This window comes from Streptomyces canus 299MFChir4.1, assembly GCF_000383615.1.
Classification (GTDB): domain Bacteria; phylum Actinomycetota; class Actinomycetes; order Streptomycetales; family Streptomycetaceae; genus Streptomyces; species Streptomyces canus_C.
Map to the genome: position 1 here is coordinate 219,583 of NZ_KB911590.1, position 23,907 is coordinate 243,489.

Genomic DNA, 23,907 nt, shown 5'->3' on the forward strand with positions numbered 1-23,907 from the left:
CCGCGCGAGGGTCACACGTGGTCAGAACAGCGGCTCGGGCAGCACGCCCTCCAGCGCGAGCAGCTTCCGCTTGGTCTCCAGACCGCCGCCGAACCCGCCGATGCCACCGTCGCTCTCGACGACCCGGTGGCAGGGCACGACGACCGGCAGCGGATTGGAGCCCATGGCCATACCCACGGCCTGCGCGGCACCCGGCTGGCCCACCCGCCCGGCGAGATCGCCGTACCCGACGACCTGGCCGAACCGCACGCCGGACGCCAGCTCGCGCAGCACCTGCCGGTTGAAGCCCGAGATCAGCGACCAGTCCAGGGGCAGCTCGAAGTCGTGCCGCTCGCCCGCGAAATAGGCCTCGACCTGCTGTATCGCCTCGACCAGAAGCGGGGAACCGGGCGCCTCCACGGGCTCGGCGCCCAGCCGGGACGCGAGCCGCTCCAGCGCCTTGTCGCGGACCGCGTCGGTGGCGTGGAAGACCACGTTGACCAGACCCTCGTCGGTCGCGGCCAGCAGCAGCGGGCCGATGTCCGTGCCGACGACGGTCCACACGATCCGCTGCTCGTCCTGCCCATGGCTGTTCATGCGACCACCGTACGAGCCGCCACTGACAACACCCGGCGACCTGCGCGAACGGCCCGCTACCCGCGCAGCGCGTCCCGCACCACGTCCGGCTTGTCGGTGATGATGCCGTCGACGCCGTACCCGGCGACCCTCCGCGCGGCGTCCGCGGTGTCGACGGTCCAGGCGAAGACCTCCAGCGGCTTGTCGTGCGGGCCGGTGAAGGCATGGACCGCCGTGACGTAGGCCCTGGAGACGGAGGTGTACGACGGGTTGATCTGATCGGCGAAGGCCGCGTACGTGTGCAGCTTCGCCACGGACGGCGTGCCGAGGAAGCCGGTCTTCACCCCGGGCTTGAGGTCGTGGACGGTCCGCAGACTCGCCGCGCTGAAGCTCTGCACGATCAGCCGGTTCCGGTGCCGTCCGTCGAGCCACCCCTCGTTGCCGAGGAGCTTGAGGGTCTCCCGCTCGATGCCCGGGTACAGGTCCGGGTTCTTGAGTTCGAGGAGCAGCTTCTGACGGTGAAGATCGACACGGCGCACGTACTGCTTCAGCGTCGGCACGCGTGCGCCCGCGTACGCGGTACCGAACCAGCTGCCCGCGTCCAGCCGCGCGATCTCGGCGGCGGTGAAGTCCTTCACCTTCCAGGGCGCCCGGCCGGGGAAGACCCGCTCCACGTCCGTCGTGCGCCGAAGGCTGTCGTCGTGGAGGACGACGAGTTCGCCGTCCCTGGTGCGCTGGACGTCGTTCTCGACCCAGACGGCGCCGAGCCGGGCGGCCTGGTCGACAGCGGCCAGGGTGTTCTCGGGGGCGTGGGCGGCGCCGGCCCGGTGGGCGACGACCGCGGGTGGCGTGCCGTCCTCGACGGCCCGGACGTCGGTCGCGGGGAGCAGGAGGGCGGAGGTCCCCAGGAGCGCGGTGGTCAGGGCGGTCACGGCGCGCGCGTGCATACGTACTCCTCGCGTCGAGCGATCACGTACAGCACCACTGTGACAGCACCGGGTCAACGGCACCGGGGTACACAATGGGCACATCCCGATGGGCGTCTCCCTGGTCCGCTCACCGGTGCCGCACAACTGGGGCAAGGGCGTGTTTCTTTGCCGGAAAATCGTTCGACCATTCCGGTGGCAGTCATACTCTCTGCCTCGACCCTGACCGTTCGTGCGGTGCTGGGAAGGGGAGCATTTCAGGGAATTCCAGGACGTAAGAGGGCGGAAGGGCAGCCGCGCATGCAAGGCACGGTCGACGGATTCAGCTACGGACTCGTCACACCGCTGGTGGCCTACCTCATGGCCTGCCTCGGCGGTGCCCTCGGCCTGCGTTGCACCACCAGATCCATGCTGGTCAGCCGGTCCTGGCGACCAGGTTGGCTGGCTCTCGGCTCGGTCGCGATCGGCTCCGGCATCTGGACCATGCACTTCGTCGCGATGATGGGGTTCAAGGTCGAGCAGACACCGATCCACTACGACAGGTCCATCACCTTCGCGAGCCTGGGCGTCGCCATCGTCATGGTGGGCATCGGGGTCTTCATCGTCGGCTACCGGGGCGCGACCGGTACGGCCCTGATGACCGGCGGTGCCGTCACCGGCCTGGGCATCGCCTCGATGCACTACCTGGGCATGGCCGGCATGCGCCTGAACGGGCAGCTCGAGTACAACACCGTCACCGTCGCCATCTCCGTGGTCATAGCCGTAGTCGCGGCCACCGCCGCCCTGTGGGCCGCCGGACAGGTCAGGGGATTCCTGTGGACTGTGGGCGCGAGCCTGATCATGGGCCTCGCCGTCACGGGCATGCACTACACCGGCATGGCCGCCCTCAGCGTCCACCTGCACAGCTCGTCCGCCCCCGTCGCCGGTGACTCTCCCGCCTCCCTGCTCGCCCCGATGATGATCGGCCCGCTGGCCTTCCTGCTGCTCGCGGGCGTCGTCGTGATGTTCGATCCGCTGATGGTCATGGGCAAGCCCGTCTGGTCGCCCGCCGAGAACAAGCCCGGCGTCCCCGCCCGCGAACTCGTCCACCACACGGCCGATCGCCGCCCGTCGCTCCGCACCCCCCGGAGCGTGCCCCACCGCGACTCCCGCACCCCGCAGAACCGCTGACCCATCGGGGCCGCCCCGCCCCTCTCGCTTCGCTCCCCGACCGGTCTCTGCCCCTTGGGTGGCCCCGCCCGCCTCATGCCGCCGCCGCGGTGACCGGTGCCGGGCTCGCCGTCTCGGCCCGGCCTCCGGAGCGTGCCCCACCGCGACTCCCGCACCCCGCGAAACCGCTGACCCATCGGGGCCGTCGACCGCCCCCGCCCCTCCCGCTTCGCCCCCGACCGGTCTCTGCCCCTGGTGTGGCCCCGCCCGCCTCATGCCGCCGCCGCGGTGGCCGGTGCCGGGCTTGCCGTCTCGGCCCGGCCTCCGGAGCGTGCCCCACCGCGACTCCCGCACCCCGCAGAACCGCTGACCCATCGGCGCCGCCCCGCCCCTCTCGCTTCGCCCCCCGACCGGTCTCTGCCCCTCGTGTGGCCCCGCCCGCCCCATGCCGCCGCCGCGACGGCCGCTCCCGGGGCTCGCCGTCTCCGCCCGCCCGGCCCCCCGCCGCCCAGGAGCCGCCGCACGTTGACCGTCGGCGCACACGCCCTCCGCCGACGCCCGGAACCCCTGATCAGACCGCGTTGTCAGTGGGGAGTCGTACGGTGGACTTCATGCGGCCCGTTTCCCACATCGAACGTACGGTGGCGCCTTTCGAGGTCGTCAGCTCCTACCAGCCCAGCGGCGACCAGCCGGCGGCGATCGCCGAGCTGGCCAAGCGCATCGAGGCAGGTGAGAAGGACGTCGTCCTGCTCGGCGCGACCGGCACCGGAAAGTCCGCCACCACCGCGTGGATGATCGAGAAGCTCCAGCGCCCCACCCTGGTGATGGCCCCGAACAAGACACTGGCCGCCCAGCTGGCCAACGAGTTCCGCGAGCTGCTGCCGAACAACGCCGTCGAGTACTTCGTCTCGTACTACGACTACTACCAGCCCGAGGCCTACGTCCCGCAGTCGGACACCTACATCGAGAAGGACTCCTCGATCAACGAGGAGGTCGAGCGCCTGCGCCACTCCGCGACCAACTCGCTGCTCACCCGCCGCGACGTCGTCGTGGTCGCCTCCGTCTCCTGCATCTACGGCCTCGGTACGCCCCAGGAGTACGTGGACCGCATGGTCCCCCTCAGGGTCGGCGACGAGATCGACCGCGACCAGCTCCTGCGCCGCTTCGTGGACATCCAGTACACGCGCAACGACCTGGCCTTCAGCCGGGGCACCTTCCGGGTCCGCGGCGACACCATCGAGATCTTCCCGGTCTACGAGGAGCTCGCCGTCCGCATCGAGATGTTCGGCGACGAGATCGAGGCCCTCTCGACGCTCCACCCGCTCACCGGCGAGATCATCAGCGACGACGAGCACCTGTACGTCTTCCCGGCCTCCCACTACGTCGCAGGACCCGAGCGCATGGAGCGGGCCGTCAACGACATCGAGAAGGAACTCGGGGAGCGCCTGGCCGAACTGGAGAAGCAGGGCAAGCTCCTGGAGGCCCAGCGCCTGCGGATGCGCACCACCTACGACCTGGAGATGCTCCGCCAGATCGGCTCTTGCTCCGGCGTGGAGAACTACTCGATGCACTTCGACGGCCGCCTGCCCGGCTCCCCGCCGAACACCCTGCTGGACTACTTCCCGGACGACTTCCTGCTCGTCATCGACGAGTCGCACGTGACCGTGCCCCAGATCGGCGCGATGTACGAGGGCGACGCCTCCCGCAAGCGCACCCTCGTCGACCACGGCTTCCGCCTCCCGTCGGCCCTGGACAACCGACCTCTGAAGTGGGAGGAGTTCACGGAGCGCATCGGCCAGACCGTCTACCTGTCGGCGACGCCCGGCAAGTACGAGCTCTCGCGCGGGGACGGCGTCGTCGAGCAGATCATCCGCCCCACCGGCCTGGTCGACCCCGAGGTCGTGGTCAAGCCCACCGAGGGCCAGATCGACGACCTGGTGCACGAGATCCGCACCCGCACCGAGAAGGACGAGCGTGTCCTGGTCACCACGCTCACCAAGAAGATGGCCGAGGACCTCACCGACTACTTCCTGGAACTCGGCATCCAGGTCCGCTATCTGCACAGCGACGTCGACACCCTGCGCCGCGTGGAGCTGCTGCGCGAGCTGCGTGCCGGCGAGTACGACGTCCTCGTCGGCATCAACCTGCTGCGGGAGGGCCTCGACCTGCCCGAGGTGTCCCTGGTGGCCATCCTGGACGCCGACAAGGAGGGCTTCCTGCGCTCCGGCACCTCCCTGATCCAGACCATCGGCCGCGCCGCGCGCAATGTCTCCGGCCAGGTCCACATGTACGCCGACAAGATCACCCCGGCGATGGAGAAGGCCATCGAGGAGACGAACCGCCGCCGGGAGAAGCAGGTCGCGTACAACAAGGAGCGGGGCATCGACCCCCAGCCGCTGCGCAAGAAGATCAACGACATCGTCGCGCAGATCGCCCGCGAGGACGTGGACACCGAGCAGCTGCTCGGCTCCGGCTACCGCAAGGGCAAGGACGGCAAGGCGGCCAAGGCACCCGTGCCCGCCCTCGGCGGCAAGGCGGCGGGCACCAAGGCGGCCAGGGGCAAGGCCAAGGAGACCGTCCCGACCGACCGTCCCGCGGCCGAGCTCGCCGAGCAGATCGAGGAGATGACGGCACGCATGCGTGCGGCCGCCGCCGACCTGCAGTTCGAGATCGCGGCCCGGCTGCGCGACGAGGTCTCCGAGATGAAGAAGGAGCTCCGGCAGATGAAGGAGGCGGGCCTGGCCTGACCCGCATCGCGCTGTGTTGCAAGACCGACACAAAGTGCGTTCCGGGGTGCGTCACTGTCAGTGGCCCTGCGTAGGGTTCTGACCACCGCGGGGACCGCGGCAACAGGGGACAGCAGCGAGAGGGGTTCGGCGCGTGACCGTCAACATGACCAAGGGTCAGGCCATCAGTCTGCAGAAGAACGACGGGGGCAGCCTGACCGCGGTGCGCATGGGCCTCGGCTGGCAGGCCGCTCCCCGGCGCGGCCTGTTCGGCTCGCGCACGCGGGAGGTCGACCTCGACGCCTCCGCCGTCCTGTTCGCGGACAAGCAGCCCGTCGACGTGGTCTTCTTCCGCCACTTGGTGAGCGACGACGGTTCGGTCAAGCACACCGGTGACAACCTCGTCGGCGGCGTCGGCCAGGGCGGGGACGACGAGTCGATCCTCGTCGACCTCTCCCGTGTCCCCGTCCACGTCGACCAGATCGTCTTCACCGTGAACTCCTTCACGGGCCAGACCTTCCAGGAAGTGCAGAACGCCTTCTGCCGCCTGGTCGACGAGACCAACGGTGACGAGCTCGCCCGCTACACGCTCGCCGGCGGCGGCGCCTACACCGCCCAGATCATGGCGAAGGTGCACCGGACGGGTGCGGGCTGGACGATGACGGCCCTCGGCACCCCGGCCAACGGCCGCACCTTCCAGGACCTGATGCCGGCGATCCTGCCGCACCTGTAACCGGCCCGCCGAGCGGCACCGACCGACACCACCACACGGGGGGAGAAGGCGATGACGGCCGAGCTGGTGCGGGGGCAGAACCACCCGCTCTCCCAGGCCCGACTCGAGATCCGGATCGCGGCCGGCACGCCGGTCGTGGTCGGAGCCACGCTCGGCGACGAGCACGGCAGGGTGCACGGCGTCGAGTGGGTCGTCCACCCGGGCGCGCCCACCCTGCCGGGTCTGGAGGTCTCCCGGCAGGCGGCCGCCGACCACCGCCTCGCCGTCGATCTCGGCGCGGTGCCCGAGGCCGTCCATCGGGTCCATGTGCTGCTCGCACTGCCGGCGGCGGGCGGCCCCGTGCGTTTCGGCGCCGTCGCCGCCCCCTTCGTCGCGGTCACCGGCCTGGACGGCACCGAGCTCGTCAGCTACACCATCACCGGACTGGACGCCGAGTCGGCGGTCGTCGCGCTGGAGCTCTACCGCCGCCAGGGCGCCTGGAAGGTACGCGCCGTGGGGCAGGGCTATGCGGGCGGCCTCGCCGAACTCCTCACAGACCAGGGCCTTCCCCAAGCCGGACAGCTCGCCCACGACATCCACGAGGCGGTGGCCCGGGGCCTGGCCCGCGCGGTGCCGATGCCACCACCGCTCACGGCGGACGGTGACCGTACCCGGCAGTCGGCCACACCGACGCCGGGCGCGGACCAGGGATCCTCCGCGACCCAGGGCACCCCCGGTGCCGTACCGCCGCAGCCACCGTCCCCGAACACCCCGCAGCCCCTGTCGCCCTACGGCACACAGTCCCCGAGCGGTGGTCCGGTCTCCGGCACACTGCAGTCCGGACACACCCCGGGTCCGGTGGACACCACGCCCCAGCCGCCCACCGTCGGTGGCCCGGTCGACTACAGCCACCCCCTACGGCAGAACACCACCCCGCCGCCGCCCCCGCCCGCCGTGCCTCCCGCTCCGCCGGGTCAGCCCGCGCGGCCCGTAGCCGGGGACGCCACCGGCTGGTCCATGGAGGAGCGGCTCTACAACCAGGTGTGGGGCATGTTCGAGGACCTGGCCCGGTCCACGGCCGCGTACCGCAGTGCCGTCGACTTCGCCGACTCGCGCATGGAGAAGGAGTTGGACGCGGCCCTCGCCGACCCGCGCAGCCGGATCGGCGGGCAGGGTGACGCCGCTCGGGAGGCGGCCCGTGCCAAGCACGCCCGGCTCGTCGAACAGGCCCGCGCGGCCTACGACCGGGATCTCGGCCAGCTCACGGCCGAGTCCGAGGTGGTCGAACCCGCCCTGCCGGCGGCGTACGCCAGCTGGGACAACCCGGTCTGGCACGGCTACCGGGTGCCGTTCGAGGTGCCCATGGCCGTGCGCCTGGGCGACCTGCATCTGCCCGAGTGCCCCGAGCTGCGCATCCCGATGCTGGTCCGGCTCCCGCTGGAGCGCGGCCTGTGGATCGACAGCGGGGCCGCCGAATCTCTCGACGGCTCGTTCCTCGACTCCGACGAACTGCACCGCCTCGCCCTGGACACGGCCGTGGCGCTCGCGGCCCGGCTGGTCGCCGTCCATCCCGCCGGGGACTACACCCTGCACGTCATCGACCCGGCCGGCTCGGGGGCGCAGGCGCTCGCCCCGCTGGTGTGGAGCGGCGTGCTCGCGGCCCCGCCCGCCGTCGGAGCCGCCGGCGTGGCGGAGGTCCTGGCGCGCCTCACCCAGCGTGTGGACCTGGTGCAGATGGCGGTGCGCGGCGGCGCGGCCGACTCCCTCCCGCCCGGCCTCGACACCTCCGAGCAGCTGCTGATCGTCAATGACTTCCCGCACGGCTTCGACGACCGGGCCGTGACCCAGCTGCGCTACCTGGCGGACGAGGGACCGTCCGTCGGCGTCCACCTGATGATGGTCGCGGACCGTGAGGACGCCTCCGCTTACGGCCCCCTCCTCGACCCCCTGTGGCGCTCGCTCATGCGGCTGACCCCGGTGCCCGACGACCACCTCGCCGACCCGTGGGTCGGGCACGCCTGGACCTACGAGCCCGCGCTCGTCCCGCCAGGCAGCCAGGTGCTCCAGCAGGTCCTGAACCAGGTCGCGGAGGCTCGCGCCAAGTACACGTAAAGCCCATTCCATCAGGTATTTTGACCTTTCTTTTGCCAATTGCTTTACCTTTCCTTGGTGATTGGGTACGGTGGATGGCACGGAGGGGAGTACTCCCTGTCGACTGCGGCGTACCCGTCAATACGGATCAGGCCTGATCCCGGGGCGTCGGCCCACCGTGGGTGGAAGAGACCTCCGGCAGCGCGACGACGCTGGTTACTTGCCGTTACGTATTGCCGGAGGAACTGTGGATGTTTCCGTGACCCTGTGGGTCCTGACGATCGTGGGCCTCGCGGCCCTCATCGCGGTCGACTTCTTCATCGGCCGCAAGCCGCACGACGTGTCCATCAAGGAAGCGGGCATCTGGACGGTCGTCTGGATCGCCCTGGCCGGCCTCTTCGGCCTCGGTCTGATGATCTTCGCCGGCGGCGAGCCCTCGGGTGAGTTCTTCGCGGGCTTCATCACCGAGAAGTCCCTGAGCGTGGACAACCTCTTCGTCTTCGTCCTGATCATGGCGAAATTCGCGGTGCCCTCGCAGTACCAGCAGCGGGTGCTCCTCGTCGGTGTTCTCATCGCCCTGGTGCTGCGCGCGATCTTCATCGCCGCCGGTGCCGCGATCATCGCCAGCTTCGCCTGGGTGTTCTACATCTTCGGCGCCTTCCTCATCTGGACCGCCTGGAAGCTCATCCAGGAGGCCCGGGCGGACGAGGAGGACGAGGAGTTCGAGGAGAACAAGCTGCTCAAGGCCGCCGAGCGCAGGTTCGGCGTGGCCGACCGCTACCACGGCACCAAGCTGTGGATCGTGGAGAACGGCAAGCGGGTCATGACCCCGATGCTCGTCGTGATGCTCGCCATCGGTTCCACCGACGTGCTGTTCGCGCTCGACTCGATCCCCGCGATCTTCGGCCTGACTCAGGACCCGTACATCGTCTTCACGGCCAACGCGTTCGCCCTGATGGGTCTGAGGCAGCTGTACTTCCTCATCGGCGGCCTGCTGAGGAAGCTGGTCCACCTCAGCTACGGCCTGTCGATCATCCTCGGCTTCATCGGCGTCAAGCTGGTCCTGCACGCCCTGCACGAGTCCGGGGTCCACGTCCCCGAGATCAGCATTCCGGTCTCGCTCGGGGTGATCTGCTCGGTCCTGATCGTCACCACCATCACCAGCCTGATGGCCTCCAAGAGGCAGGCGGCGGCCGAGGCGGCGCAGACGGAGAGTGAAGGCGCTCCGAAGGACAGCATCGAGGCCTGACCACGGCAGGCGTAGGAAGAACCACCCCCGGGAGCGGTGCGCGGCGAATTGCCGGGTACCTCTCCCGGTGCTTGTTTTGTTCCAGAGCGCGTTTCCCGGTCCGGGGGCGCCGCGGCCGGCTGGAGACACCATGAAGTTCGTGCAGATCATCGGCTTCGAGACCGAGCGCCTGGACGAGATGCGGCAGCTGCTGCAGGAGGCGGAGCAGCGCAGCGCGGGCAGGACGGGCGGCCCGACCCACCGCATGCTCCTGAAGGACCGGGACAAGCCCAACCACTACCTGGCGCTGATCGAGTTCGAGTCGTTCGACGAGGCCATGCGCAACAGCGACGACCCCGAGACGAGCAAACTCGCGGAGCAGTTGGGCGAGCTGAGCATCGGCGAGCGCGTCTACACCAACTGCGACGTCCTGGAATCGGGTGAACTCAAGTAGTCCCGGCGTAGTGCGAGGCCCGCGGGCCTCTGCGACGATCGCTGCATGATCGCTCGGCTCAGGTCGCTCACCACGAGCTGGACGTCCGTCGTGCCGGTACTCGCGGTCGTCCTGCTGGTGTTCACCTGGGGTCGCGATCTGCCCGCGGTGGTCGTCGTGCTCGTGACCCTGGTGCTCGCCGGGGCCGTGCTGGCCGCAGTGCACCACGCCGAGGTGATCGCCCACCGGGTCGGCGAACCCTTCGGCTCGCTCGTTCTCGCCGTCGCCGTCACGATCATCGAGGTGGCCCTGATCGTCACCCTGATGGCGGACGGCGGCGACAAGAGCTCGACCCTGGCCAGGGACACGGTCTTCGCGGCCGTGATGATCACCTGCAACGGCATCGTCGGCATCAGCCTCCTCGTGGCCTCACTGCGCCACGGCACGGCGGTCTTCAACCCCGAGGGCACCGGCGCCGCCCTCGCCACGGTCGCCACCCTGGCCACGCTGAGCCTGGTGCTGCCGACGTTCACCACGAGCAAGCCGGGCCCGGAGTTCTCCACCACCCAGTTGACCTTCGCCGCGCTGTCCTCGCTGATCCTCTACGGCCTGTTCGTGGCGACCCAGACCGTACGGCACCGCGACTACTTCCTCCCGATCACCCGCCAGGGCGAGGTGATCACCGTCGACGACCACGCCCACGCGCCGACCGCCCGCGCCGCGCTGATCAGCCTGGGCCTGCTGGGCCTGGCCTTGATCGGGGTGGTCGGTCTGGCCAAGGGCGTCTCACCGACCATCGAGTCCGGGGTGGCCAGGGCCGGCCTTCCGCACGCCGTCGTCGGTGTGATCATCGCCCTGCTGGTGCTGCTCCCCGAGACCATCGCCGCCCTGCGCTCCGCGCGCCGCGACCGCGTGCAGACCAGCCTCAACCTCGCCCTCGGCTCGGCCATGGCCAGCATCGGCCTGACCATCCCCGCCGTCGCCCTGGCGACCGTCTGGCTCTCCGGCCCGCTCGTCCTCGGCCTCGGCTCCACCCACATGGTGCTGCTGGCCCTGACCGTGGTGGTGAGCTCCCTGACGGTGGTTCCCGGCCGGGCCACACCGCTCCAGGGCGGCGTCCACCTGGTGGTGTTCGCGGCCTACCTGGAGCTGGCGATCAATCCATGACCGGCTCTGCCGCCACCGCCGCCACGGGCACCGGCCGCGTCTCCGGCAGCAACGCGAAACACCCGAGACTGAGCAGCGCGATCCCGGTCAGATACGCGCCCACGCCCCAGGGCACCCGCCCGCCCTGCTCCACCAGAGCCGTCGCCACGACCGGGGTCAGCGCGCCGCCGAGCACCCCGCCGAGGTTGTAACCGACAGCGGCCCCCGTACAGCGCACGCGCGGCTCGTACAGCTCCGGCAGATAGGCGGCGATCACCGCGAACATCGTGATGAACGCGATCATCGCGCCCAGGAAGCCGAGGAACATCAGCAGCGGCTCCCCGGTCGCGAGCAGCGCCACCATCGGGAACATCCACAGCGCCGCCGCCGCACATCCCGCGAGACACAGCGGCCGCCGTCCGTACCGGTCCCCGAGCAGCGCCGCCACCGGCGTGAGCGAGCCCTTCACCAGCACGGCGGCCATGATGCAGGTCAGCATGACGGTACGGCTCACCCCGAGCCGCTCCGTCCCGTAGGCGAGGGACCACGTCGTCACGGCATAGAAGATCGCGTACCCGACCGAGAGCGCCCCGGCCGTCAGCAGGACGAGCCGCCAGTGGTCGCGGGCCACCTCGGCGAGCGGCACGCGCGCGTGGTCGTCGATCTCCAGGAAACCAGGGCTCTCCGGAAGCGAGGAGCGCAGCCACAGGCCCGTCGCCGCCAGCGCCCCGGCCGCCCAGAACGGCACCCGCCAGCCCCACGAGGCGAACTGCGCCTCGGACAGCGTGGCCGACAGCGCCAGCACCACCCCGTTGGCGAGCAGAAAGCCCAGGGCGGGTCCCACCTGCGGGAAGCTCGTCCACAGCCCGCGCCGCTCCGGGGGCGCGTGCTCCGCGGTCAGCAGCACGGCCCCGCCCCACTCCCCGCCGAGCCCCAGCCCCTGCAGGAAGCGCAGCACCAGAAGCAGCACGGGCGCGGCCACGCCGATCGTGTCGTACGTCGGCACGCAGCCGACCGCGACCGTGGCGGCGCCGGTCAGCAGCAGCGAGCCCACGAGAACCGGCCGCCGTCCACGCCGGTCACCGATGTGCCCGAACAGCACCGACCCGAGCGGCCGCGCGACGAACCCGACCCCGAACGTCCCGAAGGCGGCCAGTGTCCCCGCGAGCGGCGAGAAGGTCGGAAAGAACAGCGGCCCCAGGATCAGCGCCGCGGCCGTCCCGTAGACGAAGAAGTCGTAGAACTCGATGGCCGTCCCGGCGAGCGAGGCGGTCGCGAGCCTCGGCATGGAGGGCGCCCTCACGGTGCGTACGTCGTGCATGCCGCGTCAACTACCCACGGTGATCACGGGTTACGGGGGCGCGTGAGCGCGCGGGAGTGATCAGTACGTGACGGTGATGCGCCGGGCCGGACCGTCGACGCGGACGAGACCGCCGTAGGGGATGACGAGTTGGGAATCGGTGTGGCCGCAGTCCACATCGAAGACGATCTTGATGCTCGGGTCGGCGAACGCGGCATGGATGTCGGCGGCACGGTCACCGGGTGCGGGCGTGGGCGGATACGAGATCGTCGGCATGCCCGGAGGGTATGGGCCGCGCCGCGCTCGGCGCACCGTGATAAACCGGGTCCGAGCAGCCCGTCTTCACCGACCGGAGGAACCGTGCCCCGCACCCTCGCCAACGCCCCGATCATGATCCTCAACGGTCCCAACCTGAACCTGCTGGGTCAGCGGCAGCCGGAGATCTACGGCAAGGACACCCTCGCCGACGTCGAGGCCCTGTGCGCGAAGGCGGCGGCCGCGCACGGCGGCACGGTGGACTTCCGTCAGTCCAACCACGAGGGCGAGCTGGTCGACTGGATCCACGAGGCGCGGCTGAACCACTGCGGGATCGTCATCAACCCCGGTGCCTACTCGCACACCTCGGTCGCGATTCTGGACGCACTCAACACCTGTGACGGGCTGCCGGTACTGGAGGTGCACATCTCCAACATCCACCGGCGCGAGTCCTTCCGGCACCACTCCTACGTCTCGCTGCGCGCGGACGGGGTCATCGCGGGCTGCGGTGTGCAGGGGTACGTGTTCGGCGTGGAGCGGGTCGCGGCGCTGGCCGGGCCGGCCCAGGCCGACGTGTAAGGACCGATGTCCTGGACGGGCGGTCCTTACCGCGTGTACCGCTCCCTACAGCCGTCCCTACAGCCGTCCCGCCTCCACGATCCGCTTCAGGAAGCGCCGGGTGCGCTCCTGCTGCGGGTCGCCGAAGATCTGCTCGGCGGTCCCGCGCTCCAGGACCACACCCGAGTCCAGAAAACACACCTGGTCGGCGACCTCGCGAGCGAAGCCCATCTCGTGCGTGGCCAGCACCATGGTCATCCCGTCGGCCTTCAGGTCGCGCACGACGTTCAGGACCTCGCCCACCAGCTCGGGGTCGAGGGCCGCGGTGATCTCGTCGAGCAGGAGCAGCCGGGGGCGCACGGCGAGGGCCCGCACGATCGCCACCCGCTGCTGCTGACCGCCGCTGAGCCGGTCGGGGTACTCGCCCGCCTTCCCGCCGAGCCCGAGCCGTTCCAGGAGCTCGCGGGCGTGCTCCTCGGCCTGCGCGCGGGCCACTCCGTGCACCCGGCGCGGGGCCAGCGTGATGTTCTCCAGCACCGTCATGTGCGGGAAGAGGTTGTACGCCTGGAAGACCACGCCGATACGGCGCCGTACCGCGTCCTGGTCCGCGCGCGGATCGGTGATCTCCTCGCCGTCCAGCCAGATGGCGCCGTCGTCGATGTCCTCCAGGAGGTTGGCGCAGCGCAACAGCGTCGACTTGCCGGAGCCGGAGGCCCCGATCAGCGCGGTCACGGTGTGCGGGGCGACCTCCAGGTCGACGTCCCGCAGCACGACCGAGTCGCCGAAGGTCTTGCGGACGGACTCCATCCGCAGCACCGGTCCGTCTGCGTCGCTCATGCGATTCCTCCCTGGGCCCGCCGACGGTCCATCCGTGCCGTCACCCAGTCCGTGAAGCGGGTCATCGGGATGGTCAGCGCCACGAACACCAGGCCCGCGACGATGTACGGCGTGTAGTTGAGGCTCCGGCCGACGATGATGTCGGCGGCCCGTACGGCGTCGATCGCGCCCCCGATCGACACCAGACCGGTGTCCTTCTGGAGGGACACCAGGTCGTTCAGCAGGGGCGGCACCTGGCGGCGCACCGCCTGCGGCAGCACCACGTACCGCAGCGCCTGCCGGTTGGAGAGCCCGAGCGAACGGGCCGCGGCGCGCTGTGAGGGGTGCACGGACTCGATGCCGGCGCGGAACACCTCGGCCACGTACGCCGAGTACGTCAGCGTGAGCGCCGTGCCGCCCAGCCACACCGGGTCGACCGTCACGCCCTGGAGCCGCAGGGCCGGGACGCCCAGGACGACGATCATGAGGTTGATGATGAGCGGGAGGCCGCGGAAGAAGTCCGTGTAGGCGGCGGCCAGGAAGCGCAGGGGGAAGAACACCGGGCCGCGCAACGTGCGGGCGATGGCGATCAGCATGCCGAGCACCAGCACGGCGACACCGCAGACCAGCAGCAACCGGACGTTCAGCCACAGCCCTTCGAGGACCTTCGGGAACGCCTCCCGCGCGTACTGCCCGCTGAAGAACGTCTCCTTGGTGCGCGGCCAGCCGGGCGCGTTGACGACGACCAGGTAGAGGACGAGCGCGGTGACCAGAGTCGAGACCGCGGCGATCGCCGTCGCACGGCGGGCGCGGGTGCGCTTGAGGCGCTCCCGCTCGATCCGCCGCTGCGAGGGCGTGTACGAGTCGCCCGCGCTCTCCTGGCCGGCCTCGTCCTTCGTGAGCGTCACTTGAGCACCGGGGCGTCGACGGCGTCCGACAGCCACTCCTGCTCCAGCTTGGCGAGCGTGCCGTCCTTGCGCAGGGCGTCCACGGCAACGGTCACGCAGGAGGTGAGCGCGCTGCCCTTGTCGAGCACGAGCCCGAACTGCTCCGGCGTACCGCCCTGGTTCTCGAACTGCCCGACGATCGTGCCGTCCGTCACCTCGGCCGCGGTGATGTAGAAGGCGGTCGGCAGGTCGACGACGATGGCGTCCACCTGGCGGTTCTGGAGCGCGGACTTGGCCTGGTCGTTCTTGGCGTACGCGGCGGCCTCGTGGGTCGGCTTCACCACGTCCTCGATGTAGTTCAGGCTCGTCGTGCCGACCTGGGCGCCCAGCTTGAGGCCCTTCAGGTCCGCGATGCTCGTCGCCTTGGCCGCCTTGGTGCCCTTGAGCGCGATGACGGCCTGGCGCACGTCGTAGTAGCCGGACGAGAAGTCCACGGCCTTCTTGCGCTCGGCGCTGATCGACACCTGGTTGATGTCGAAGTCGAAGGTCTTCTCCCCGGGCGCGAAAGCCTTGTTGAAGGGGACGCTCTGCCAGACGACGGCGCTCTTGTCGTAACCGAGCTGCTTCGCCACGGCGTACGCGACGGCCGACTCGAAGCCCTTGCCACTCGCGGGCTTGTCGTCCTTGAACCACGGCTCGTAGGCGGGCTCGTCGGTCGCGACGGTCAGCTTGCCGGAGGTCTTGGTGGCCAACTCGCCCTTGGCGCAGGTGGTTCCGGTCGACCCCGAGGCCTTGGCGTTCGCGTCGTCCTCCGGCTGCGGAGCACAGCCGACGGCGGTGGCGAGCAGGGCTATGGATGCCGCCGCGGCGGCGCGGCGCAGGGCGCGAGGGGCAGGGTGCATGGCGGGAGAGTGACAGTCCACTGTCCCGTTTGTCGAGGTCACGACGGCAATCGTCCGGATATTGGGAACGGGTGTTGCATTTCTGTGAACAGTTTCCGGACAGCGGGCCGGGGCCGCCGGTCGAGGGCGGGGATGAAAGACCGGCGGCCCGTACCGCGCAGGAGCCGTCATCCTGTGCGGGGCTCCTCCCAGTTGACTGCGCAACCAAGTGCGCCGGGAGCGCGTGCGTGACACCGGCGTGTGCGAAGAGTTCACACGGGGTGCGTGCGCAGGGGTGTATGCGGGGCGCGCGCCCCGGAGTTCACCACCCCCGTGCGTGCCACTCCGGCAGCTGCGGACGCTCCGCGCCCAGTGTCGTGTCGTTCCCGTGTCCCGGGTACACCCAGGTCTCGTCCGGCAGCACGTCGAAGATCTTCGTCTCGACATCGTGGATCAGGCTGGCGAACGCCTCGGGATCCTTGCGGGTGTTGCCCACGCCTCCCGGGAACAGGCAGTCCCCGGTGAACACATGGGGATGCCCGTGCGGGTCGTCGTAGACGAGGGCGATCGAGCCGGGGGTGTGACCGACCAGGTGGCGCGCGGTCAGCTCGACGTGCCCCACGCGGATGACGTCGCCGTCGTCGACCGGCACGTCGGTGGGGACGGGGATGCCGTCGGCGTCGTCCCGGCCGGCGTACGTACGCGCGCGCGTGGCCGCGACGACCGCCGCGAGCGCCTGCCAGTGGTCGCCGTGCTGATGGGTGGTGACGACGGACGCGATGCCGTCGTCACCGATCATGCCCAGCAGGGTGTCCGCCTCGTTGGCGGCGTCGATCAGCAGTTGCTCGTCGGTGGCCCGGCAGCGCAGCAGGTAGGCGTTGTTGTTCATCGGGCCGACCGCGATCTTGGTGATCATCAGGTCCTTGAGCTCGTGCACGTCGGCGGGTCCGCCGACCGTCACCTGTCCGCTGTACGTCATGGCGGCAGCCTATAGCGGCGGCAGCGAGGGGAGAGTGCCGCCGTGGACCGTCAGTGCCGAGCCGTCGCGGCGGCCGGCGAGCCAGCCGAGCAGGTCCGCCTGGCGGCCGGTGACGACGAGCGCGGGATCCCCGTCGCCGCCCGTCGGGATCGTGCGGCCGTCGTCCTCCTCGACAAGGAGCGCGGGTACGGCGGGATGGCCCCGGAACCGCTGCGTCAGGAAGTCGATCTCGCGCTGCGTGAACTCTTCCGAGAGGTCCTCGAGCTCGTACCCGATCCCGAGGTCCACATGGTGCAGCTCCACCTCGGCCCACCGCCGGAACGGCACTCCGGAGGCGGAGTCGGTGACCCCGTTGCGGAGCTCGACGGTGCGTGACCAGTCGGCCGGTGCGGCCCCCTCCTCGTCGAAGCGGGCGGCGCTCGCGCGGAGGTCGGCGAGCTGGACGTCGAGGGGGCGCGGGGCGTCGCGCTCGATGTCGGCGTCGCGCGCTTCCGCGGAGGGATACATGGCCCGGCCTCGCAGAACGTTCACCAGGGCGTCGGCGTTGCGGGAGAGGTGCGCGAGGACATGGCCGCGGCTCCAGCCCGGCAGCCGTGACGACTTGGTCACGGCCGCGTTGTCCATGGCGGCGGCTGCGGTCAGCAGCCGCTCGGTCGCACCACGTACAGACTCCAGGTCATGAGCGTGATCAATCATGGTGCTGACCCTAGCTCCGCCACACCTTTGGGTGAAGGTGGTGAAGCAGTGCCGTAAATCGAATGCACGTGCTATATGGTCGGGTGCGGCGTCGGGCATGCTGGAAGGCCGGGGATTGTTACGCATCCGGGAATCCGACCGGCGTTGTCAGTGGCTCCCCCTAGTCTGAGAAAGCACGGGGGCCCCGCCCCTGTCACCCCTCTCAAGCCAAGAAAGGTGCGGACCGGCGTGGCCGACCGTCTCATCGTCCGTGGCGCGCGCGAGCACAACCTGAAGAACGTCTCGCTCGACCTGCCTCGCGACTCGCTCATCGTCTTCACGGGCCTGTCCGGGTCGGGCAAGTCCTCCCTGGCCTTCGACACCATCTTCGCCGAGGGCCAGCGGCGCTACGTGGAGTCGCTCTCCTCGTACGCCCGCCAGTTCCTCGGCCAGATGGACAAGCCCGACGTCGACTTCATCGAGGGCCTCTCGCCCGCGGTCTCCATCGACCAGAAGTCGACCTCGCGCAACCCGCGCTCGACGGTCGGCACCATCACCGAGGTCTACGACTACCTGCGTCTGCTCTTCGCGCGCATCGGCAAGCCGCACTGCCCCGAGTGCGGCCGGCCGATCTCGCGCCAGTCGCCGCAGGCCATCGTCGACCGGGTCCTGGAGCTGCCGGAGGGGAGCCGCTTCCAGGTGCTCTCGCCGCTGGTGCGGGAGCGCAAGGGAGAGTTCGTCGACCTCTTCGCCGACCTCCAGACCAAGGGCTACAGCCGCGCGCGGGTGGACGGCGAGACCGTCCAGCTCTCCAACCCGCCCACGCTGAAGAAGCAGGAGAAGCACACCATCGAGGTGGTCATCGACCGCCTCACGGTGAAGGACTCCGCCAAGCGCCGTCTCACCGACTCCGTGGAGACCGCCCTCGGCCTGTCCGGCGGCATGGTCGTGCTCGACTTCGTCGACCTCCCCGAGGACGACCCCGAGCGTGAGCGGATGTTCTCGGAGCACCTGTACTGCCCGTACGACGACCTGTCCTTCGAGGAGCTGGAGCCCCGCTCCTTCTCCTTCAACTCGCCCTTCGGCGCCTGCCCCGAGTGCACCGGCATCGGCACGCGCATGGAGGTGGACCCGGAGCTGATCGTCCCGGACGAGGACAAGTCCCTCGACGAGGGCGCCATCCACCCCTGGTCGCACGGGCACACCAAGGACTACTTCGGCCGTCTGATCGGCGCCCTCGCGGACGCGCTCGGATTCCGGACGGACATCCCCTTCGCGGGATTGCCGCAGCGTGCCAAGAAGGCCCTGCTCCACGGCCACAAGACGCAGATCGAGGTCCGCTACCGCAACCGGTACGGCCGCGAGCGGGTCTACACGACCCCCTTCGAAGGGGCCGTCCCCTTCGTCAAGCGCCGGCACAGCGAGTCCGAGAGCGACGCCAGCCGCGAGCGCTTCGAGGGCTACATGCGCGAGGTGCCCTGTCCCACCTGTCAGGGCACCCGGCTCAAGCCGCTCGTCCTGGCGGTCACCGTCATGGGCAAGTCGATCGCCGAGGTCTCCGGCATGTCCATCAGCGACTGCGCGGACTTCCTGGGCGAGCTGAAGCTCAGTGCCCGTGACAAGAAGATCGCCGAGCGGGTCCTCAAGGAGGTCAACGAGCGGCTGAGGTTCCTGGTCGACGTCGGCCTGGACTACCTCTCGCTGAACCGCGCGGCCGGCACCCTCTCCGGCGGCGAGGCCCAGCGCATCCGCCTGGCCACCCAGATCGGCTCCGGACTCGTCGGCGTCCTGTACGTCCTCGACGAGCCGTCCATCGGCCTGCACCAGCGCGACAACCACCGGCTGATCGAGACCCTGGTCCGGCTGCGCGACATGGGCAACACGCTCATCGTCGTCGAGCACGACGAGGACACCATCAAGGTCGCCGACTGGATCGTCGACATCGGCCCCGGCGCGGGCGAGCACGGCGGCAAGGTCGTGCACAGCGGCTCCCTGAAGGAGCTGCTGGCCAACGCCGAGTCGGAGACGGGCCAGTACCTGTCGGGCAAGAAGGCCATCCCGCTGCCCGACATCCGCCGCCCCCTCGACCCGTCCCGGCAGCTCACGGTGCACGGGGCCCGCGAGAACAACCTCCAGGACATCGACGTGTCCTTCCCGCTGGGCGTGTTCACCGCGGTCACCGGTGTCTCGGGCTCCGGAAAGTCGACCCTGGTCAACGACATCCTGTACACCCACCTGGCGCGCGAGCTCAACGGCGCGAGGAGTGTCCCGGGCCGGCACACGCGCGTGGACGGCGACGACCTCGTCGACAAGGTCGTGCACGTCGACCAGTCGCCCATCGGCCGCACCCCGCGATCGAACCCGGCGACGTACACCGGCGTCTTCGACCACGTCCGCAAGCTGTTCGCCGAGACCACCGAGGCGAAGGTCCGCGGCTACATGCCCGGCCGCTTCTCCTTCAACGTCAAGGGCGGCCGCTGCGAGAACTGCGCGGGCGACGGCACCATCAAGATCGAGATGAACTTCCTCCCGGACGTCTACGTCCCGTGCGAGGTCTGCCACGGCGCCCGCTACAACCGGGAGACCCTGGAGGTCCACTACAAGGGCAAGTCCATCGCCGACGTCCTGAACATGCCGATCGAGGAGGCGACGGAGTTCTTCGACGCCGTCCCCGCGATCGCCCGACACCTCAACACCCTCAAGGACGTCGGCCTCGGCTACGTCCGTCTCGGCCAGGCAGCCACCACCCTGTCCGGCGGCGAGGCCCAGCGCGTGAAGCTCGCCAGCGAGCTCCAGAAGCGCTCCACCGGCCGTACGGTCTACGTCCTGGACGAGCCGACCACCGGTCTGCACTTCGAGGACATCAGCAAGCTGCTGAAGGTCCTGTCAGGGCTGGTCGACAAGGGCAACACCGTCATCGTCATCGAGCACAACCTCGATGTGATCAAGACGGCCGACTGGGTCGTCGACATGGGTCCCGAGGGCGGCGCGGGCGGCGGACTCGTCGTGGCCGAGGGCACCCCGGAGGAGGTGGCCGGAGTCCCGGCCAGCCACACCGGCAAGTTCCTCAGGGAGATCCTGGGCGCCGACCGGATCAGCGACGGGACCTCGGTGAAGGCCCCGCGCAAGGCGCCGGCCAGGAAGACGGCCGCCACGAAGAAGACGGTCGCCGCCAAGTCCACGGCAAAGAAGACGGCGACGGCCAGGACGACGACGACCAAGAAGGCCGCCGAAGCCACCAAGAAGGCCGCACCCGCCAAGAGGACGACCCGGGCCCGCAAGGCCTGAGCCGGAACGACTGAACGAGCGGTGCCCTGCGGGAACCCCCGCGGGGCACCGCTCTTTCGACTCCCCTACAGCTCGCCCAGTTCCGAGGCGTACGGCGGCTGCGCCCCCGCTCGTGAGCAGGTGATCGCCGCCGCGCGGGCCGCGAACCGCAGCAGCCGGGTCCAGTCCTCGACGCCCAGGCCGGTGAGCGCCTGCGGGGACAGCGCGCCGAGGGTGGCGAGGCCGTGCAGCAGGGCCGCGTTCACCGTGTCGCCCGCGCCGATCGTGTCCACGACGTCGACCTTCTCGCCCGGGACCGGCAGCACCGCCCCGTCCCGGGTGAACACGGTCAGTCCGTCACCGCCCTGGGTGACCACGACGGCCGAGGGCCCCGCGGCCAGCCACTCGCTCGGAGTGCCGCCCAGCCACAGCGCGTCCTCCTGGGAGAGCTTGAGCAGCGACACCGACGGCAGCCAGCTCTTGAACCGGGCCCGGTAGGCGTCCGCGTCGGGGATCAGCCCGGCCCGGATGTTCGGGTCGAGCGCGGTGAACACACCCTGCGCTGCCGCGGCCCGCAGCAGTTCCTCGTAGGCGCTCGCCCCCGGTTCCAGGACGAGCGAGCAGGTGCCGAAGGACACCGCGCGCGTGCCGGCGGGGAGTTCGGCGGGGGCGGCGAACAGGCGGTCGGCGGTGCCGTCGACGTAGAACGAGTAGGCGGCCGAGCCGTCGGTGTCGATCGTGGCGACGGCGAGCGTGGTGGGTTCGGGGCCGCGCTGCACGGCGGACACGTCCACCCCCGCCTCCCGGAGCCCGTCGAGCAGGGCCTCGCCGAAGGCGTCGCGCGAGGTGCGGGAGCAGAAGGCGGTGGGGGAGCCGAGCCGGCCGAGGGCCACGGCGGTGTTGTAGGGGCCGCCGCCGAGCGCCGGCTTGAGACCCGCGAGGGCACCCCTGCCCTGCGGTACCAGATCGATCAGGGCCTCACCGGCGACGACGATCACGAAACGGGTCCTTTCTCGAACTGCGGGGGCTGAAGGTGCTGGGAGGAAGGGGAGCGCCGGGGAGGCCGGCCACGGCGAGGGCCGCGCCCGTCATCCGGAGTCCGGGCAGCCGCACGACGTGCGGTGCATGAACGTGCAGTCCAGGCGCACGGTCCGGGCGGGCCGGTCCGGGCTGTTGAGGCGTTCCAGGAGCACACGGACCGCCTGTGCGCCGATCTCCCTGCTGGGCTGGGCGATCGCGGTGAGCCGGGGCGAGAACAGGTCGGCCCAGGCGAAGTCGTCGAAGCAGCACAGGGCGAGGTCGTCCGGCACCGAGAGTCCGCGCTCGCGCAGGGCACGCAGGGCGCCGATGGTCATCGCGTTGTTGGCGGTCACGAGGGCGGTGGGCGGCGCGGTGAGGGAGAGCAGGGCGTTGGTGGCCCGTTCGGCTCCGGCGGACTCGGAGTCGCCGTGGACGACCAGGTGATCGTCGTAGGGGAGGCGGGCGCTGGTGAGGCCCTGTCGGTACCCGGCGATCCGTTCCGCCGTGGTGCTCAGTCCGGGCAGGCCGGCCACCAGTCCGATGCGCCGGTGCCCGAGTCCGGCGAGATGGGTGACCAGCCCGGCCACCGGCTCGGTGTTCTCGGCGCAGACCTGGTCGAAGGGCTGCGGGCTGTCCGCGGGGGCGGCAAACGCACCGTCCGCCAAACCGCCGGCACCGTCCGCCAAACCGCCGGCACCGTCCGCCAAACCGCCGGCACCGTCCGCCAAACGATCGGCGCCGCCGGTCGAACCGTCGACCACCCGGTCGAGAAACACCGTCGGCACCTGATGGCGCCCGAGGTAGGAGACCAGTTCGCGCGGGTTGGCCGAGGGCGCGACGATCATGCCGTCCACGCGCCGCTCGTGCAGCAGCTGGACGACCTTGCGCTCGTGCTCGGGGTCGTCGTGCGGATCGGCGATGAGCAGGCTGTAGCCGTGTTCCAGCGCGCCCGCCTCGACGCCCTGGAGGATCTCCGTGAAGTACGGGTTGCTGATCGCCGACACCGCGAGCCCGATGGAGCGGGTGCGGGAGGTCACCAGGGAACGGGCCAGGGTGTTGGGGGTGTAGCCGAGCTCCTCGACGGCGTCCAGCACGGCCTGGCGGGTGTGGGGCAGGACCGGCCGGGTGCCGTTGAGGACGTGCGAGACGGTCGCCACGGACACCCCCGCGCTGCGTGCCACGTCGGCCATGGTCGGCATCGGGTTCCCCTCCCGGAACGGCTCCCGTGGGCCACCGGAACGGCAGCCCACCGCCCGGAAGGTATCCCATTCAGCAGCCCGCGTAAACGCTTGCGCAAGCGTTTACGCGCCGTCACCGCCCTGACGTCGCACCGCTCACTCCCAGTCCCAGCCGATCCCCACCACCCCCGACCGCACCCGCGGCTCGACCAGGTGCACCGAGTGGTGATGGCCGGTGAGGGACAGTTCCCGACGGCCGCTGCGGGGTGCGGCGGGGGAGTGCTGGGCGAAGCGGTGGCAGCGCAGCGGCAGGGCGTTCTCGTCGAACCGGACCTGGAGCGCGTACTGCCCGCCGGGCGAGCCGAAGCCGCGGACGTACTCGCGGGACACCCCGGCCGTGCCGTCCTCGACGCAGTAGCGGAACAGGAAGGTGTCACCGGCCCGCAGCCGGGCGTCGAGGAGCAGCTCCGCCACGAGCACCCCGGTGTCGTGGTGCGAACGGACGCGTCCCGTACGGCAGTTCTCCAGGGCGTGCACGGTCATGAGCTCCGGCACGCACCCCGGGTCGCCGTGGTGCACGGCGATGAAGCGGTCGACGCCCTCGCGCTGGGCGCGCACGATGTGGTGCGACTCGCGGCTGCGCAGCTCGCGGTGCGCCCCGATGCCTATCCGCTCGTGATGTCCGAGGGTGTGCAGCCCGCCGTCGGGCGGCGCGTCCAGCTCGCCCAGGAGTTGTCCGAGGACGTCCGAGGCCGCGAGGAGGGAGCGGTAGGAGCGGGCCGCGGGCCGCTCGGCGGCCGACCGGTCGTCGTCCTCGGCGAGCAGCCGGATCAGCGACTCCTCCGGCAGCTGAAGGATCTCCTCCAGTGCCCGTACGGCCCGCAGCGACTCGGGACGCTGCGGGCGCCGGGCGCCCTGCTGCCAGTAACTCAGGCTGGTGACACCGACCTTGACCCCGTAGCGCGACAGATGGTGCTGGACGCGCTGAAGCGGCAGCCCCCGTGCGGCGATCGCCGCGCGCAGTGCGACATGGAAGGGGCCGCCTCGCAGGGCCGAGTCCAGTTCCGCGTCGGCGGCGCTCACGACGTCCGCGTGCTGTGTGGCGTGCGGCATGCAGGGGGCCTT

The 23,907-nt window shown here is 70.5% G+C and carries 20 protein-coding genes and 1 pseudogene; 9 read left to right on the forward strand and 12 right to left on the reverse strand.

The genetic code is table 11. From position 1 onward, the window contains the following. Positions 1-21: 21 nt before the first annotated feature. A complete protein-coding gene (locus tag H293_RS0122230; RefSeq protein ID WP_020120048.1) occupies positions 22-576 on the reverse strand; it encodes a methylated-DNA--[protein]-cysteine S-methyltransferase in 555 nt (184 codons plus the stop codon). A 56-nt stretch (positions 577-632) separates the two neighbouring features. Then, a complete protein-coding gene (locus H293_RS0122235) occupies positions 633-1,502 on the reverse strand; it encodes a glycerophosphodiester phosphodiesterase (protein ID WP_020120049.1) in 870 nt (289 codons plus the stop codon). A 279-nt stretch (positions 1,503-1,781) separates the two neighbouring features. On the opposite strand from H293_RS0122235, the gene H293_RS0122240 reads away from it, so the two are divergent. From H293_RS0122240 to H293_RS0122270, 7 genes are all read left to right on the forward strand, one after another. After that, positions 1,782-2,651 carry an MHYT domain-containing protein gene (locus tag H293_RS0122240; protein ID WP_020120050.1) on the forward strand — a complete coding sequence of 290 codons (870 nt, stop codon included), beginning with the start codon at positions 1,782-1,784 and terminating at the stop codon, positions 2,649-2,651. 590 nt (positions 2,652-3,241) lie between these two features. After that, complete coding sequence (gene uvrB / locus H293_RS0122245; protein WP_028808089.1) at positions 3,242-5,377, forward strand: excinuclease ABC subunit UvrB; 2,136 nt, start codon at positions 3,242-3,244, stop codon at positions 5,375-5,377. Positions 5,378-5,510: 133 nt separating this feature from the next. Beyond that, positions 5,511-6,089 (forward strand): TerD family protein, encoded by a 579-nt coding sequence (locus H293_RS0122250; RefSeq protein WP_007381272.1) that lies wholly within the window; start codon positions 5,511-5,513, stop codon positions 6,087-6,089. Between the two features lie 51 nt (positions 6,090-6,140). Beyond that, positions 6,141-8,180: a TerD family protein gene (locus H293_RS0122255; RefSeq protein ID WP_020120052.1), complete on the forward strand. Its 2,040-nt coding sequence runs from the start codon at positions 6,141-6,143 to the stop codon at positions 8,178-8,180. 226 nt (positions 8,181-8,406) lie between these two features. Then, positions 8,407-9,408, forward strand: a complete 1,002-nt coding sequence (locus H293_RS0122260) for a TerC family protein (protein ID WP_028808090.1) — start codon at positions 8,407-8,409, stop codon at positions 9,406-9,408. A gap of 130 nt (positions 9,409-9,538) precedes the next feature. Beyond that, positions 9,539-9,841 carry a hypothetical protein gene (locus H293_RS0122265; RefSeq protein WP_020120054.1) on the forward strand — a complete coding sequence of 101 codons (303 nt, stop codon included), beginning with the start codon at positions 9,539-9,541 and terminating at the stop codon, positions 9,839-9,841. A gap of 45 nt (positions 9,842-9,886) precedes the next feature. Continuing rightward, a complete protein-coding gene (locus tag H293_RS0122270; protein ID WP_020120055.1) occupies positions 9,887-10,987 on the forward strand; it encodes a calcium:cation antiporter in 1,101 nt (366 codons plus the stop codon). Here the strand turns inward: H293_RS0122270 and H293_RS0122275 are convergent. Together H293_RS0122275 and H293_RS0122280 are read right to left on the reverse strand one after the other, a co-directional pair. Next, the gene (locus H293_RS0122275; RefSeq protein ID WP_033415578.1) at positions 10,977-12,254 is read right to left on the reverse strand and encodes an MFS transporter; all 1,278 of its coding nucleotides are present in this window, start codon (positions 12,252-12,254) and stop codon (positions 10,977-10,979) included. The two genes, H293_RS0122270 and H293_RS0122275, sit on opposite strands and share 11 nt — an antisense overlap. Positions 12,255-12,347: 93 nt before the next feature. After that, positions 12,348-12,467 (reverse strand): annotated as a pseudogene (locus H293_RS0122280) (LD-carboxypeptidase); the annotation flags it as partial. A gap of 159 nt (positions 12,468-12,626) precedes the next feature. Between H293_RS0122280 and aroQ the strand changes: the two are divergent. Beyond that, complete coding sequence (gene aroQ, locus H293_RS0122285; RefSeq protein WP_007381264.1) at positions 12,627-13,100, forward strand: type II 3-dehydroquinate dehydratase; 474 nt, start codon at positions 12,627-12,629, stop codon at positions 13,098-13,100. Positions 13,101-13,157: 57 nt separating this feature from the next. On the opposite strand, the gene H293_RS0122290 is transcribed toward aroQ, so the two are convergent. The 5 genes from H293_RS0122290 to H293_RS0122310 form a co-directional block, all read right to left on the reverse strand. Beyond that, positions 13,158-13,916: an amino acid ABC transporter ATP-binding protein gene (locus H293_RS0122290; protein ID WP_020120058.1), complete on the reverse strand. Its 759-nt coding sequence runs from the start codon at positions 13,914-13,916 to the stop codon at positions 13,158-13,160. Further along, positions 13,913-14,803, reverse strand: a complete 891-nt coding sequence (locus tag H293_RS0122295; protein ID WP_020120059.1) for an amino acid ABC transporter permease — start codon at positions 14,801-14,803, stop codon at positions 13,913-13,915. The genes H293_RS0122290 and H293_RS0122295 overlap by 4 nt, the downstream gene beginning before the upstream one ends. Beyond that, positions 14,800-15,684: an ABC transporter substrate-binding protein gene (locus H293_RS0122300; RefSeq protein WP_020120060.1), complete on the reverse strand. Its 885-nt coding sequence runs from the start codon at positions 15,682-15,684 to the stop codon at positions 14,800-14,802. The genes H293_RS0122295 and H293_RS0122300 overlap by 4 nt, the downstream gene beginning before the upstream one ends. Positions 15,685-15,985: 301 nt before the next feature. Further along, positions 15,986-16,642 carry an MBL fold metallo-hydrolase gene (locus tag H293_RS0122305; RefSeq protein WP_028808091.1) on the reverse strand — a complete coding sequence of 219 codons (657 nt, stop codon included), beginning with the start codon at positions 16,640-16,642 and terminating at the stop codon, positions 15,986-15,988. 9 nt (positions 16,643-16,651) lie between these two features. Next, positions 16,652-17,338 (reverse strand): maleylpyruvate isomerase family mycothiol-dependent enzyme, encoded by a 687-nt coding sequence (locus tag H293_RS0122310; protein ID WP_020120062.1) that lies wholly within the window; start codon positions 17,336-17,338, stop codon positions 16,652-16,654. A gap of 228 nt (positions 17,339-17,566) precedes the next feature. Here H293_RS0122310 and uvrA point away from each other — a divergent pair, with 228 nt between their 5' ends. Then, entirely contained in the window at positions 17,567-20,605 is a 3,039-nt protein-coding gene (gene uvrA, locus H293_RS0122315) for an excinuclease ABC subunit UvrA (RefSeq protein ID WP_020120063.1), read from the forward strand. 65 nt (positions 20,606-20,670) lie between these two features. Here uvrA and H293_RS0122320 read toward each other — a convergent pair whose 3' ends face one another. The 3 genes from H293_RS0122320 to H293_RS0122330 form a co-directional block, all read right to left on the reverse strand. Beyond that, the gene (locus H293_RS0122320) at positions 20,671-21,582 is read right to left on the reverse strand and encodes a carbohydrate kinase family protein (protein ID WP_020120064.1); all 912 of its coding nucleotides are present in this window, start codon (positions 21,580-21,582) and stop codon (positions 20,671-20,673) included. Between the two features lie 90 nt (positions 21,583-21,672). After that, entirely contained in the window at positions 21,673-22,803 is a 1,131-nt protein-coding gene (locus H293_RS0122325; protein WP_020120065.1) for a LacI family DNA-binding transcriptional regulator, read from the reverse strand. A gap of 135 nt (positions 22,804-22,938) precedes the next feature. Further along, positions 22,939-23,895: a hypothetical protein gene (locus H293_RS0122330; protein WP_028808092.1), complete on the reverse strand. Its 957-nt coding sequence runs from the start codon at positions 23,893-23,895 to the stop codon at positions 22,939-22,941. Positions 23,896-23,907: the final 12 nt, after the last annotated feature.

What these genes read in the sequence shown, in the direction of transcription:
- H293_RS0122230 (WP_020120048.1), bottom strand. Translation starts at nt 576, where the DNA reads ATGAACAGCCATGGGCAGGACGAGCAGCGGATCGTGTGGACCGTCGTC.
- H293_RS0122235 (WP_020120049.1), bottom strand. Translation starts at nt 1,502, where the DNA reads ATGCACGCGCGCGCCGTGACCGCCCTGACCACCGCGCTCCTGGGGACC.
- H293_RS0122240 (WP_020120050.1), top strand. Translation starts at nt 1,782, where the DNA reads ATGCAAGGCACGGTCGACGGATTCAGCTACGGACTCGTCACACCGCTG.
- uvrB (WP_028808089.1), top strand. Translation starts at nt 3,242, where the DNA reads ATGCGGCCCGTTTCCCACATCGAACGTACGGTGGCGCCTTTCGAGGTC.
- H293_RS0122255 (WP_020120052.1), top strand. Translation starts at nt 6,141, where the DNA reads ATGACGGCCGAGCTGGTGCGGGGGCAGAACCACCCGCTCTCCCAGGCC.
- H293_RS0122265 (WP_020120054.1), top strand. Translation starts at nt 9,539, where the DNA reads ATGAAGTTCGTGCAGATCATCGGCTTCGAGACCGAGCGCCTGGACGAG.
- H293_RS0122270 (WP_020120055.1), top strand. Translation starts at nt 9,887, where the DNA reads ATGATCGCTCGGCTCAGGTCGCTCACCACGAGCTGGACGTCCGTCGTG.
- H293_RS0122275 (WP_033415578.1), bottom strand. Translation starts at nt 12,254, where the DNA reads ATGCCGAGGCTCGCGACCGCCTCGCTCGCCGGGACGGCCATCGAGTTC.
- H293_RS0122290 (WP_020120058.1), bottom strand. Translation starts at nt 13,916, where the DNA reads ATGAGCGACGCAGACGGACCGGTGCTGCGGATGGAGTCCGTCCGCAAG.
- H293_RS0122300 (WP_020120060.1), bottom strand. Translation starts at nt 15,684, where the DNA reads ATGCACCCTGCCCCTCGCGCCCTGCGCCGCGCCGCCGCGGCGGCATCC.
- H293_RS0122305 (WP_028808091.1), bottom strand. Translation starts at nt 16,642, where the DNA reads ATGACGTACAGCGGACAGGTGACGGTCGGCGGACCCGCCGACGTGCAC.
- H293_RS0122310 (WP_020120062.1), bottom strand. Translation starts at nt 17,338, where the DNA reads ATGATTGATCACGCTCATGACCTGGAGTCTGTACGTGGTGCGACCGAG.
- H293_RS0122325 (WP_020120065.1), bottom strand. Translation starts at nt 22,803, where the DNA reads ATGCCGACCATGGCCGACGTGGCACGCAGCGCGGGGGTGTCCGTGGCG.
- H293_RS0122330 (WP_028808092.1), bottom strand. Translation starts at nt 23,895, where the DNA reads ATGCCGCACGCCACACAGCACGCGGACGTCGTGAGCGCCGCCGACGCG.